Here is a 13,016-nt window from a genome sequence, read left to right on the forward strand (position 1 = left end):
TATCGGTAACATAAATTGCCACATGCGGCGAGCATGCATGAGCGGCACGACGTATCGGTGCATGACAACGAGATGCCGAAAGCGGTCTCCGCTTTAACGGGACCGTTCGAGACACACCAAAAAGGAGACAGTCCCATGCCAACCCTCACTCAGGCGGCAGCCGCGCCGGCGGTAGCCAACGAGGTCGAAGAACAGTTGTATCGCAAGGTCTTGAAGCGCATCCTGCCGTTGCTGCTTCTATGCTATGTCGTCGCGTATCTGGACCGTGTCAATGTCGGATTCGCGAAGCTGCAGATGCTCGACTCGCTCGGCTTCAGCGACGGCGTGTATGCCGTGGGCGCCAGCATTTTCTTCTGGGGCTATTTCTTCTTTGAAATGCCCAGCAATCTTCTTCTGCATCGCTACGGCGCGCGTTTCTGGATTGCACGCATCATGGTGACATGGGGCATCGTCTCCTCGTCACTCGCATTCATCTCCCCGCTTTCGCACTTTTTCCATGTCGAGACTTCGACGATGTTTTACACGCTCCGGTTTCTGCTCGGAGTATGCGAGGCCGGGTTCTTTTCCCGGCATCATCCTGTATATGAATTACTGGTTTCCCGCCAGGCGCCAAAGCGTGGCGATGTCTGGGTTCCTGATTGCCATTCCGGTCAGCCTGACGCTCGGCGGCATCGTCTCCGGCTGGTTGATGGAAAACACGCACGGTCTGCTCGGCATGGGAGGCTGGCAATGGATGCTTCTGCTCGAAGGCATTCCTTCTATTCTGGTCGCGTTCGTCGTGCTTTTCCGTATGGGCGACGGAATTCAATCGGCGACCTGGCTGACACAGTCCGAGAAGGCTTTGCTTCAAAGAAATCTCGAACAGGAAAGTGCTAAAAAGACCCACAGCGTTGGCGCTGCGCTGAAAAGCCCGCGCGTCTGGTTGCTGACGTTCATTCTTCTCACGTTCAATACCGGCTTTTACGGGTTGGCCTTCTGGCTGCCTTCTATCATCAAGGCTTCCGGTGTAAAGAGTACTTTGAACATTGGCCTGCTGACCGCCATTCCCTACCTTAGCGCCGTCGTGGCAATGCTTTGGAACGCATCGCACTCGCGCAAGACCGGGGAGCGCAGATTGCATGCGGCTATTCCTGCGTTCATCGGTGGCGTCGGTCTGATTTTGAGTGCGCTGTTTGCGAACAATGTTCCGGTGTCGATTGTGTTTCTGACGATTTCGACCTGCGCGATTCTCGGCCTGATGCCGATTTACTGGACCTTCCCAGGACAGATTCTTTCGGGCACCGCCGCTGCTGCGGGCATTGCGCTCATCAATTCGGTCGGCAACCTGTCCGGATTCACGGGCTCGATGATTACGAGCATCGCTAAAGATCTGACCGGCAATATCAACAATGGTACGTACGCGCTTGGTGCATGCCTGCTTGTCAGCTGCGTGCTTATTTTGTCGATTCCGAAGAGCATGCTGAACAAGGACCCGGTTCAAGACGCATGAGCGAATCGTCGCTGGCGCGATCGGGAGTCACATCTTGGTCACACCTATCTCAGACCGGAGTGAAGACGATCGCGCCATCGTTCTCGACTTGCGTGAAGGTGCGCAGGAATCGATAAGGTTGCCCGCCAATCAGCAGGTCGTTCCGGCCAGACTGCGTCGCTTCCAGTATCGAGCTCACCGCGGCGTTGCTGATTGAGCCGGAACGGGTCCATTCGTCGGCGGGCGCGCTCGCGTCGCCGATGTATAAGGCGCTCGAGTCGGAGCCCCGTCGCACGACGATGAAGCTGACGCCTTTGCTCAGCGCGAGTTCGAGGTATTCGCCAAGCGCCGCGAGCGCCTCAGGGCTCGATGATGGGGTCTCCGACTGATACGTGGTCATAATGCCGCCCGAGTTAGTTCGACTCAATGTCCCATGCTACCAGCAGCAGAGTGACAGATGGAATCAACCGCTTGCGAACCGGGTCGGGCGCGAGAGGATCGCACTTGATTTGGTGCTATCTCGCCGGGTGTCCGGCGCGTCCTTTGAGTGATTTTGCCGCAGCACGCGCGTGTCGCTCGACGTCCACGTCCCACGGCGCCGGCGACGGAAAAACTTCTTGCAAGAAAGCGATAAACGCCTTCACCGCAGGATTGCTCCGGCGACTCTCGGGCCATATCGCGTGAAGCTGAAACCGGTCGTACGCGTGCTCGAACAGCACGGGAACGAGTTCGCCGCGTCTGACGTAGGGGGCCGCGATATAGGTGGCCGAAATGCCGATGCCGGCACCGGCTGCGAGCGCCGTGGCGATGGCATCGCTCAAGTCCATCGTCAGCCCTGACGGCGGCGACAACTCCAATAGCTTGTCTCCCATCCAGAACGGCCAGACGGCTGGCTGCCCCGTCGATTGATAGCGGAAGTTCACGCAATCGTGGCTCTGCAGGTCGCTCGGGTGCCGGGGCGTGCCGCGCGCCTTCAAATAATCCGGCGACGCAAACGCGCATATCCGATGCGGCGCGAGCCGGCGTGCGATCAGTCTCGTGTCGCCCGGATCGCCGACGCGAACCGCAACATCGATCCCCTCCTCGATCAGATCGACAATCCGGTCGCTCAGTCGAACGTCGACGTTCACCTTCGGAAAGCGCTTGCGAAATTGCGGCAACGCGGCAGCAAGAATGTGCACGCCAACGGGAAGCGACGTCGCCACCTTGAGCGTGCCGGCCGGCTCGGCGCGAGCCGCGGCCACAGCCTGCTCAATGTCTTCCGCTTCGCGCAGCAGACGTTGCGTCCTTTCGAGCAGATCGCGGCCCTCAGGGGTCAGCGTCAACGAGCGCGTTGTCCGGCTGAACAGCTTGAGCCCGAAGTGCTGCTCGAGCCGTTGCACGCTTTTGCTGATCGCGGACGGCGAAACCGCCAGCGAACGTGCGGCAGCCGTATAGCTGCCGAGCGACGCGGCGCGCGCAAACGCCATGAGCCCGGTGAGTCGTTCGATTTGTTCCATGGTGGCACTATTAAAGCGATGTCCGGCCCAATTATCAAGCTGCACGTCGTCAATTAACCTTCTTTCCAACGACGCCAACGGGCGTTCATCCCTGGAGAAGAAAATGAATCACGCAGTGCAGGCAAGCAACGCGGCGCAACTCGCGGACAAGACGGTGCTGGTTTTCGGCGGCACTTCGGGTATCGGGCTCGAGGCCGCGATTCAGGCCAAGCAGGCAGGCGCGCAGGTCATCGTTGTGGGCCGCAACGCGGTTGCCGCCGAACAGGCGGCGAAAGACCACGGTTTCGCGGGATGGCGCGCTGCGGATGTCACCGACGCCGATTCGCTCCAACGCGCCGTGAAGGACATACCTCGCGTCGACCATCTGGTGCTGCTGGCCGGCACATTCGTCGCGGGCAAGGTGCGCGACGCCGAGGTGGCCTATCTGCGTCAGGCGTTCGAGGAGCGTATCTGGGCCGCGGTTCATGTGATTCGCGCATTGGGCGATCGCCTGAGCAAGGACGGCTCGATCACGCTGATCTCCGGCAGCCTCGCGGATCGTCCGAACGCTTATGGGACTGCGGTACTCGGCGCGGCGTCGGCGGCAATGGAGGCGCTCGCTCGCGGTCTTGCCCTCGAGTTGGCGCCGGTTCGCGTCAATGCGCTGTCACCGGGACCGATCGACACACCCATCTTTCACAAGGCGCTGGGCGAGGCCCGCGACGGCTTTGTGGAAGGACTCAAGCAGACTCTGCCGCTGCACCGCTTGGGCACTGCCGCCGAGGCGGGTGCAGGCGTGGTGTTCCTGATGACCAATGGCTTCATGAACGGCGTCACGCTGAATCTGGATGGCGGCGCCCGGCTGGTTTGAATCAAGAAAGCCTGCGCAGCGGCGGCTCGCGCGCTATAAGGAACCCGGGAGCATGAGCGCAACGCATCACGCGCCCGCTCGCAACCTCGCCCGCCCGCGCGGCGCGGCATTGCGCGACGGCGGCACGACTTCCGCCAGCAATTCGTCGTGCAAGCCGCGCAACACCTCGACGAACGCCGACGCGAGCCGCTCCCGCGGCCGATGCGGCGGAAACAGCAAATAGGTCTGAAAACGCGTAGCCGGCACAAACGGCCGGATCGCAATATCAGGTCCGGCATAGTCCCGCGCGACGATAGGATGCGCGAGCGTCACGCCCATGCCATGACGGACCATCTCGCAGCACATCGCGGTGTACTGCGCCTCGATGGCGAGCACGCGCTGCACGCCCGCGCGCAGAAACACCTCGTCCATCAAGGCTCGCGTGCCGTCGCCGTGGCAGAGCGATATGAACGACTCGCCCTCCAGGTCCTCCGGCTTGATGCCGCGCTTTGCAGCGAGCCGATGCGCCGCCGGCATCACGCAAACGGCCGCCACGTCCGATAGCTGCTCGACCTCGCAATCCGACGCCTCGCTCACGTAGACCGCCACGCCGAGATCGCAGAACTGCGATGCCGTCCAATGATTGACCGTCGCCGACGTATTGACGTGCAGCGACACCGTCACATCGGGAAACAGCTCGACGAAACGTTTGATCGCATGCGGCACGAGCGTCATGCCCGCCGACGGCATCGCCGCGATCCGCAAGCGCCCGCTGCCGAGATTGCGAATCTGCGCGGCCGCATTCGCCAGTCCCTGCAAGCCCACGAAAGCGCGTTCGACCTCGCGGAAAAAAGCCTCGCCCTCGCTAGTGGGAATCAGGCGCACGCCGCTGCGCTGAAATAGCTGCAGGCCCGTATCGCGCTCCAGTTGCGCAATCAGACGGCTCACGTTCGGTTGCGACGTGAAGAGCGCCTTGGCTGCGGCGGTCATCGACCCCGACACCATCACCGCGCGAAACGCCTCGATGTGCTTGAGATTCATGCGTATTTCCCCCAGGAGACGGTCTGCCTATCCATATCATCCATGTATGGATAGGTATTTTATTCGTATTGGACGACATAGCCAGCCGGCGCGACACTGCATTTCAGCGACGGGCAGCGAAGCCCGCCCCACACATACCGGAACTGGAGATCGTCGTCATGAAAAGAGCGTTGCATCGCCGTCTGTCCGCCCCCGCCCTTGCGGCCGTTTCGCTCGCCGTCAGCCTCTCCGCGCCGCTCATCGCGCAGGCCGAGACCACGCTGTATGTCGCCAACGTCGGCGGGTCGAACGAACAGCTCTATCGGCAGAAAATCATTCCGCCGTTCGAGAAGGCGCACAACGTGAAGATTGTGTACGTCGCGGGCAATTCCAGCGACACGCTCGCGAAGCTCCAGGCGCAGAAGGGTCATCAGCAGATCAACGTCGCCGTGATGGACGACGGCCCGATGTACCAGGCGATGCAGCTCAACCTGTGCGCGAAGCTCGACGACGCGCCCGTGATGAAGGACGTCTACCCGCTCGCGAAGCTGGGGCCGTCGGCGATCGGCGTCGGCATGGTGGCGACGGGCATCGGCTATAACGAGGAAGCCTTCAAGAAGGCCGGCTTGCCGCCGCCCGACTCGTGGAAGTCGCTTACCGACAGCCACATCAAGGGCAAGCTCGGCGTGCCGCCGATCACCAACACGTACGGCCTGCACACGCTCGTGATGCTCGCGCGCCTCTCGGGCGGCGGCGAGAAAAATATCGACCCCGGCTTCACCGCGATGACGAAGCAGGTCGCGCCCAACGTGCTGTCCTGGGCGCCGACGCCTGGCGAGATGGACGGCCAGATGCAATCCGGCGACGTGATCCTCGCGCCGTACGGCAGCGGCCGCGCGGTCGCGTTGCAGAACACCGGCTTTCCGCTGAAATTCATCTACCCGAAAGAAGGCGCGGTCGCGTTGCAGGTGGCCGCGTGCGTGGTCGCTGAAAACGCGCAGCCGCAGTTGTCGCAGCAATTCGTGCAGTACCTGTTGACGCCGGAAGTGCAGGTGTTGCAGGCGCAAGGCATCGGACTCGGCCCGGTCAACAAGACCGTGAAGCTGACGCCCGAGATTGCTGCACGCGTGCCCTACGGTCCCGATCAGATCTCGAAGCTGACCGCGATGGACTGGACCACGATCAACCAGCATCGCACGGAATGGACGGAGCGCTGGAACCGTTCGGTCGAGCGCTGAACATCTTCGGCACTGGCAGATTCCTCGCGCGGCGCGCGATCTGATGAAGGAGCGAGGCGCATGGCCTTTCTGACTCTGCAAGGCATTTCGAAACGCTACGGCGATTTCACGGCGATCGAGCACATCGATCTGGACGTCGAACGCGGCGAGCTGCTTGCGCTGCTCGGCCCGTCCGGCTGCGGCAAGACGACGACGCTGCAGATGGTCGCCGGTTTCGTCTCGCCGACCACAGGCCGCATTCTGCTCGATGGCCGCGACATCACGAACGAGCGCCCGGAGAAGCGCGGCATCGGCGTAGTGTTTCAAAGCTACGCGCTGTTTCCGCATATGACGGTGGCGGGCAACGTCGGCTTCGGGCTCGAGATGCGCAAGGTCAGGCGCAAGGAACGCGAAGAGCGCGTTGCCGAAGCGCTGTCTCTCGTGCGGCTGAAAGGTCTTGGGCATCGCTATCCGAAGGAACTGTCGGGCGGCCAGCGTCAGCGCGTGGCGATTGCGCGCGCCATCGCGATGGAACCCGAACTGCTGCTGCTCGATGAGCCGATGTCGAACCTCGACGCCAAGCTGCGCGAGGAGATGCACATCGAACTGCGCGCGATCCAGAAGCGTCTCGGCATCACGACGATTCTCGTCACGCACGATCAGGTCGAGGCGATGACGATGAGCGATCGCATCGCGATGATGCATCGCGGTGTGATCGCGCAACTGAGCACGCCGTACGACGCGTATGAGCGCCCCGCCACGCCGTTCACATCGACGTTTCTCGGCCGCACCAACGCATTGGCCGGCGAAGTGTTGCGGCGCAATCCGCGTTGCGCCGAAGTGGATGTCGCGGGCACGACGCTGCATGTTCCGCACGAAGGCCGGCACGTCGACGGCGCCGTGCATGTCTATATCCGCCCCGAAAAAGTCCATCTCGCCAACGGCGATGCACGCGTGCGCGGCCGTATCGCGACGCGTGTTTTCGTCGGCAATCAATGGCTGCTCGAAGTCGAGACGGAGCTCGGCAAGCTGCGCGTCGCGCAACCGAATCACGGCGCGCCGCCGCCCGAGGAAGGCGACGAAGTCGGCCTCGCATGGACCGACGACGACCTGCGCGTACTGACGCAAGACCGGCCGGAGGGCGCTCATGGCCACGCTTGACGACGACCGCCCAGGCGCCGCGCCGTGGCTGCTGTCGGGGCCGGCGCTGCTGCTTTTCATCGGTCTCTTACTGGTGCCGCTGCTGCTCACGCTGATGTTGTCGTTCCGCGTGTTCAGCGACACGGCCGGCGTCACCTCCGCTTATACGCTCACGAATTACTGGGAGGTCGTGAGCGATCCGTACTACGGCACGATCTTCCTGCGCACCGCCGGTCTCGCCTTCGCGGTCACGCTTCTGTCGATCGTGCTCGGCGTGCCGGAAACCATCGTGCTCGCGCGGATGAAGCGTCCGTGGCAATCGCTGTGTCTGCTCGTCGTGCTCGGGCCTCTGCTTATTTCGGTGGTGGTGCGCACGCTCGGCTGGCAGATACTGCTTGGCAACAACGGCGTGCTCAACAACGCGTTGCAGTCGCTGCATATCACCGACGAACCTATCCGCCTCGTCTTCACGATGACCGGCATGATCATCGCACTCACGCATGTACTGGTGCCGTTCATGGTGATGTCCGTGTGGGCGACGATGCAAAAGCTCGACCCGCAAATCGAATGGGCCGGACGTTCGCTCGGCGGCTCGCCGTTCGCGGTGTTTCGCCGCGTGGTGCTGCCGCAGATCATGCCGGGCGTGCTGTCGGGTTCGATCATCGTGTTCGCGCTGTCGGCGTCGGCGTTCGCCACGCCCGCGCTGATCGGCGGGCGGCGCCTCAAAGTGGTCGCGACCGCCGCCTACGACGAGTTCCTCGGCACGCTGAACTGGCCGCTCGGCGCGAGTATCGCCGTGTTGCTGCTGATTGCCAACGTGGCGATCGTGATGGGCTGCAGCCGCCTCGCCGAACGCCGCTTCCGGCATATCTTCGATTGAGCGAAGGAGAGCGATCATGAAACAGAACGGCATTCTCGGGCTCGTCTACAACGCGTTCTTCCTCACCTTCATTCTCGCGCCGCTCGTCGTCGTGATGCTCGTCGCGTTCACCGACAAGGGCTTTATTTCGATGCCCTTCGATGGCGCGTCGCTGCGCTGGTTCCGCGCGATCATCGAGAACGGCGACATCGTCTCGGCGTTCTGGCTGTCGGTGCGGCTCGCGTTTGCCGCGGCGACCATCGGCGTGCTGCTCGCGGTGCCCGCGGCGCTCGCCATCGCGCGTTATCGCTTTCCGGGCCGCGCTGCGCTGACCAGCTTTTTCCTCTCGCCGATGATGATTCCGGCCGTCGTGCTCGGCATCGCGTTCCTGCGTTTTCTTTCGCTGCTGCATCTGTCGGGCTCGTTCTGGTCTCTCGTTTGTGCGCACGTGGTCATCGTGCTGCCGTATGCGCTGCGTCTCGCGCTGTCGTCGGCGGTCGGGCTCGATCGCGATGCGCAACGCGCCGCGCTGTCGTGTGGCGCGAGCCGCTTCACCGCGTTTCGCCGCGTCGTGCTGCCGATGATCCGCACGGGCGTCGCGGGCGGCTGGGTGCTGTCGTTCATCCAGAGTTTCGACGAACTGACGATGACCATCTTCGTCGCGACGCCCGGCACGACCACGCTGCCCGTCGCCATGTACAACCAGATCGCGCAGACGATCGATCCGCTCGTCGCTTCGGTGTCGGCGGTGCTGATTGTCGGCACGGTCCTGCTGATGGTCCTGCTTGACCGCATGGTCGGACTCGACCGCATTCTGATCGGAGAAGCTCGATGACATTGACAAGCACCGCCGCGAGTGCCGATAAGCTCGCGGACGTGGTAGTCGTAGGCGGCGGCCTCGTCGGTTCGGCCGTCGCTTACGGGCTCGCCCGCGAAGGCGCGCGCGTCACCGTGCTCGACGAGGACGACGGCGGCTTTCGCGCCTCGCGCGGCAATTTCGGCCTCGTCTGGATTCAGGGCAAGGGCTACGGCCTGTCGCCCTACGCACGCTGGTCGCGAAGCTCAGCGACGCGCTGGCCGCAACTCGCGCAAGCGCTGCAACAGGAGAGCGGCATCGACGTCGCGTTGAAGCAGCCAGGCGGCTTCCACTTCTGCTTTAACGACGACGAACTCGCCGAGCGCGAAAAACGTCTGTCGACGCTGCGAGCCGAGCTAGGCGATTACCCGTATCAGATGCTCGATGCCGCCGAAGTTCGCGCGCGCATTCCGCAAGTCGGGCCCGCGGTGATCGGCGCGAGCTACACGCCGATGGACGGCCACGTGAACCCGCTCAAGCTGCTGCGCGCGCTGCACACGGCGATGCAGGCACGCGGCGTGAAGCTCGTCTCCGGCGAGCGCGCGGCGCGCATCGAAGCTCAAGGACACGGCTTTGTCGTGCATGGAAAACGCGGCACGTATCGCGCTGCAAAGGTCGTGCTCGCCGCAGGACTCGGCAATCGCACGCTCGCGCCGTTCGTGGGACTTCATGCACCGGTTGCGCCGAATCGCGGGCAAGTGCTGGTGAGCGAGCGCGTCGCGCCGTTTCTCCACTATCCGACGCTCAACGTGCGCCAGACCGACGAAGGCAGCGTGCAGTTCGGCGATTCGATGGAAGAAGTCGGCTTCGACGATTTCACCACGACGCACGTGCTCGCCGACATTGCCCGGCGCGGCGTGCGCGCTTTTCCGATGCTGCAACACGTGCGGCTCGTGCGCATGTGGGCGGCGCTGCGCGTCTATAGCCCTGACGGCTTTCCGATCTACGACCAGTCCGAAGCGCATCCGGGCGCGTTCGTCGTTACGTGCCATAGCGGCGTGACGCTCGCGGCCGCGCATGCGCTGCGCGTCGCGCCGTGGATCATGGGCGCGGCCATGCCCGACGAGTTGCCCACCTTCTCCGCGCAACGCTTCGAGCACGCGAGAGAACTGATTTCCGCACACTGAATCCGACATGACTACTCAATCGACTCACACACCGGCTCACACGCTCTTCAAGGTGCTGCCCGGCGCTGAAGGCGCGGCCGTCACCAACGTCGCCATCTGGTTCAACGATCAGCCGCTTACCGTGCCCGGTGGTCGTTCAGTGGCCGCGGCCCTGCTCGCGGCAGGCGTATCGCGTTTTCGCGCGACGCCGGTTTCCGGCGCACCGCGCGCGCCGTTCTGCATGATGGGCGCGTGCTTCGATTGTCTTGTCGAGATCGACGGCGTGCCGAGCAGCCAGGCCTGCATGGTCGAAGTCAAGGCGGGCATGCGTATCCGCTCGCAGGAAGGCGCGCGCGATCTGCCGCCCGTGAGCTTCGCCGACGCACCGATGGAGAACGCACATGGCCGCTGATTTCGCTTCCGAGTTCGCTTCCGAATTCGCTTCCGAAGCCGTCGACGTCGTCGTGGTCGGCGCCGGTCCTGCCGGCATGAGCGCGGCCACGCGCGCGGCGCGCGCCGGCCTCAAGACTGTGTTGATCGACGAACAGGACGCCGTGGGCGGCCAGATTTATCGCGCGATCGGCCGCGCCGATGCGCGCCGCAAGGAGATTCTCGGCCCCGACTACGCAGCGGGCGCGGCGCTTGCCGAGGCCTTCGCCGCCTCCGGCGCGCGTCATCTGACTAACGCGACGGTGTGGCAGGTCACGCGCGAGCGCGGCGTCAATTATCTGAAGGACGGCAAGATCGGCAGCTTCGACGCGCAGCGCGTGATTCTCGCAAGCGGCGCATTGGAACGGCCCTTCCCGATTCCGGGCTGGACGCTGCCCGGCGTGCTGACGGCGGGCGCGGCGCAGATTCTGTTGAAGAGCGCGGGCGAAGTGCCCGCCGCGCCGCCCGTGCTCGCAGGCTGCGGACCGCTGCTGTATCTGCTCGGCTGGCAGTATGTGCGTGCGGGCGTGCCGATCCGCGCGCTCGTCGATACCACGCGTCATGAAGACCGTTGGCGCGCGAAACGTCACATGTTCGCCGCGCTGCGCGCATGGCCGTTTCTCAGCAAGGGCCTGCAATTGATTCGCACGTTGCGCGACGCGGGCGTGCCGATCTTCGAGGCCGCCGACGATCTGCGCGTCGAGGGGCGCATCGGTGAAGATAATGTGGAGCGTGCCGCCGCGCTGCACTTCACGAGCCACGGTAAAGCGCATCGTATTGAAGCCGATGTGATCCTGCTGCATCAGGGCGTGGTGCCGAACACGCAGTTCACGCAGGCGCTGCGCGCGGCGCATCGCTGGGACAACGCTCAACTGTGCTTCACGCCGAAGGTCGACGCATGGGGCGAGCTCGACGTGCCGGGCATCTTCATCGCGGGCGATGGCGCGGGCATCGGCGGCGCGCAGGCGGCCGCATTGCAGGGCACGCTCGCGGGCCTCGCGGTGGCCGCGCAACTCGGCGCGCTGACCGCGGCGACACGCGACGCCGAAGCCGTCGAACATCGCCGCGCGCTCGCCGGTGTGATGCGCATTCGGCCGTTTCTCGACAGCCTGTACCGTCCGCGCGACATCAACCGCATTCCGCGCGACGAGACCGTCGTGTGCCGGTGCGAGGAAGTGACCGCGGGGGAATTGCGCCAGTTCGTCGAACTCGGCTGCGTCGGACCGAATCAGGCGAAGTCGTTCGGACGCTGCGGCATGGGACCGTGCCAGGGACGCATGTGCGGTCTTACGGTGACCGAAGTAATCGCCGATGCGCGCCGCGTCTCGCCGGCCGAAGTCGGCTATTACCGCATCCGTCCGCCGATCAAGCCGCTCACGCTCGGAGAACTCGCCGGTGAATGACACGACCGTCACGCAGGAAGCCGATGTGCTCGTGGTGGGCGGCGGGCTGCACGGCACGAGCAGCGCGTTTCATCTGGCGCGTCGCGGCGCGAAGGTGATCGTGCTGGAAGCCGATTATGTCGCGCGTCATTCGTCGGGGGTCAACGCGGGCGGCGTGCGGACGCTGGGCCGTCCGCTGCCTGAGATTCCGCTTGCGCTGATGTCGCGTGAAATCTGGCACGGCATGACCGATCTGCTCGGCGAAGACGGTGGGTTTGTCGCGTCCGGCCAGTTGAAGATCGCCGAAACCGACGACGAACTTCAGGTATGCCGCGAGCGAGTCGCGCTACTCGAATCGCGGGGCTTCACGCATGAAAAGGTCATTGACCGCGAGACCGTGCTCGAACTCGAACCGGCGCTTGCGCGGCATGTGACCGGCGGTATCTGGGTGGAGCGCGACGGCTACGCGTTGCCTTATCGGACCACGACGGCTTTCCGGCTCGCCGCACAGCGCCTTGGCGCGCGTTTTCTCGAAGGCACCGCCGTGCGCCGCATCGAACAACGCGGCACGCGCTGGCTCGCGCACACGCCGCGCGGCACGTTCAGCGCGGAGAAACTGCTCGTCACCGCAGGCGCGTGGTCCGGCGAACTGGCCAAGCAGGTGGGCGAGCCCGTGCCCGTTCATCCCGAAGGTCTGATGCTGATGGTCACGCATCGCGTCGCGCCCTTCTGCCGCGCAACGCTCGGCGCAACCGGCAGGCCGCTGTCCTTCAAGCAGTTCGACAACGGCACGGTCGTGATCGGCGGAAAACTGATCGGCATTGCCGATCTGGCGAATCGTCACGGCGAAGTCGATTTCGTGCGGCTCGTGCGCAGCGCCCGAACCGTGACCGACCTGTTTCCGCATCTGCGCAATCTCGGCGTGAATCGCGCATGGGCCGGCGTCGAAGCATTCACCGAAGACGAACTACCGGTGATTTCCGCGAGCCGCGAGGCGTCGAATCTGTATTACTCGTTCGGCTATTGCGGCAGCGGTTTTCAGTTGGGACCGGGTTGCGGCAAGCTCGTGTCCGAACTGATGCTCGACGGCACGCCGAGCCTTTCGCTCGACGCGTTCGCGATCGATCGTTTCGAGCGCAACGCGGCGCCCTCTCACGCCGGCGCCGCGCAACTCGCGACGCATTAAGCGGTTCTGTTTTTTGTTCCGTCGT

General features: G+C 63.9%; 12 protein-coding genes and 1 pseudogene. 10 read left to right on the plus strand and 3 right to left on the minus strand.

The window, feature by feature from the left end; all coding sequences use genetic code 11:
* The first annotated feature begins 135 nt into the window (after positions 1 to 135).
* Positions 136 to 1,489: pseudogene (locus ABIE53_RS30440) on the plus strand (MFS transporter).
* A 49-nt stretch (positions 1,490 to 1,538) separates the two neighbouring features.
* Here the strand turns inward: ABIE53_RS30440 and ABIE53_RS30445 are convergent.
* Together ABIE53_RS30445 and ABIE53_RS30450 are read right to left on the minus strand one after the other, a co-directional pair.
* Positions 1,539 to 1,868, minus strand: a complete 330-nt coding sequence (locus tag ABIE53_RS30445; RefSeq protein WP_029968969.1) for a hypothetical protein — start codon at positions 1,866 to 1,868, stop codon at positions 1,539 to 1,541.
* A gap of 115 nt (positions 1,869 to 1,983) precedes the next feature.
* A complete protein-coding gene (locus tag ABIE53_RS30450) occupies positions 1,984 to 2,967 on the minus strand; it encodes a LysR family transcriptional regulator (protein ID WP_192700224.1) in 984 nt (327 codons plus the stop codon).
* A gap of 103 nt (positions 2,968 to 3,070) precedes the next feature.
* Between ABIE53_RS30450 and ABIE53_RS30455 the strand changes: the two genes are divergently transcribed.
* The gene (locus ABIE53_RS30455) at positions 3,071 to 3,817 is read left to right on the plus strand and encodes an SDR family oxidoreductase (RefSeq protein WP_192700225.1); all 747 of its coding nucleotides are present in this window, start codon (positions 3,071 to 3,073) and stop codon (positions 3,815 to 3,817) included.
* A gap of 66 nt (positions 3,818 to 3,883) precedes the next feature.
* Here ABIE53_RS30455 and ABIE53_RS30460 read toward each other — a convergent pair whose 3' ends face one another.
* On the minus strand, positions 3,884 to 4,837 hold the full coding sequence (locus tag ABIE53_RS30460) for a LysR substrate-binding domain-containing protein (protein WP_192700226.1): 954 nt from the start codon (positions 4,835 to 4,837) through the stop codon (positions 3,884 to 3,886).
* Positions 4,838 to 4,995: 158 nt separating this feature from the next.
* On the opposite strand from ABIE53_RS30460, the gene ABIE53_RS30465 reads away from it, so the two are divergent.
* The 8 genes from ABIE53_RS30465 to ABIE53_RS30500 are packed head-to-tail and all read left to right on the plus strand — an operon-like array spanning position 4,996 to position 12,991.
* Positions 4,996 to 6,054 carry an ABC transporter substrate-binding protein gene (locus tag ABIE53_RS30465; protein ID WP_192700227.1) on the plus strand — a complete coding sequence of 353 codons (1,059 nt, stop codon included), beginning with the start codon at positions 4,996 to 4,998 and terminating at the stop codon, positions 6,052 to 6,054.
* A 60-nt stretch (positions 6,055 to 6,114) separates the two neighbouring features.
* Complete coding sequence (locus ABIE53_RS30470; RefSeq protein ID WP_006050364.1) at positions 6,115 to 7,194, plus strand: ABC transporter ATP-binding protein; 1,080 nt, start codon at positions 6,115 to 6,117, stop codon at positions 7,192 to 7,194.
* Entirely contained in the window at positions 7,181 to 8,053 is an 873-nt protein-coding gene (locus tag ABIE53_RS30475) for an ABC transporter permease (protein WP_107707886.1), read from the plus strand. Before ABIE53_RS30470 ends, ABIE53_RS30475 begins: the two co-directional genes overlap by 14 nt.
* 16 nt (positions 8,054 to 8,069) lie before the next feature.
* The gene (locus tag ABIE53_RS30480) at positions 8,070 to 8,867 is read left to right on the plus strand and encodes an ABC transporter permease (RefSeq protein ID WP_006050366.1); all 798 of its coding nucleotides are present in this window, start codon (positions 8,070 to 8,072) and stop codon (positions 8,865 to 8,867) included.
* Complete coding sequence (locus ABIE53_RS30485; RefSeq protein WP_006050367.1) at positions 8,864 to 10,015, plus strand: NAD(P)/FAD-dependent oxidoreductase; 1,152 nt, start codon at positions 8,864 to 8,866, stop codon at positions 10,013 to 10,015. Before ABIE53_RS30480 ends, ABIE53_RS30485 begins: the two co-directional genes overlap by 4 nt.
* 7 nt (positions 10,016 to 10,022) lie before the next feature.
* Positions 10,023 to 10,406: a (2Fe-2S)-binding protein gene (locus ABIE53_RS30490; protein WP_192700228.1), complete on the plus strand. Its 384-nt coding sequence runs from the start codon at positions 10,023 to 10,025 to the stop codon at positions 10,404 to 10,406.
* Entirely contained in the window at positions 10,396 to 11,826 is a 1,431-nt protein-coding gene (locus ABIE53_RS30495; protein ID WP_006050369.1) for an FAD/NAD(P)-dependent oxidoreductase, read from the plus strand. The genes ABIE53_RS30490 and ABIE53_RS30495 overlap by 11 nt, the downstream gene beginning before the upstream one ends.
* Complete coding sequence (locus tag ABIE53_RS30500; protein ID WP_006050370.1) at positions 11,819 to 12,991, plus strand: NAD(P)/FAD-dependent oxidoreductase; 1,173 nt, start codon at positions 11,819 to 11,821, stop codon at positions 12,989 to 12,991. Before ABIE53_RS30495 ends, ABIE53_RS30500 begins: the two co-directional genes overlap by 8 nt.
* Positions 12,992 to 13,016 lie beyond the last annotated feature (25 nt).

Source organism: Paraburkholderia sp. OAS925 (assembly GCF_040543975.1).
In the GTDB taxonomy this organism is placed as follows: Bacteria; Pseudomonadota; Gammaproteobacteria; order Burkholderiales; family Burkholderiaceae; genus Paraburkholderia; species Paraburkholderia graminis.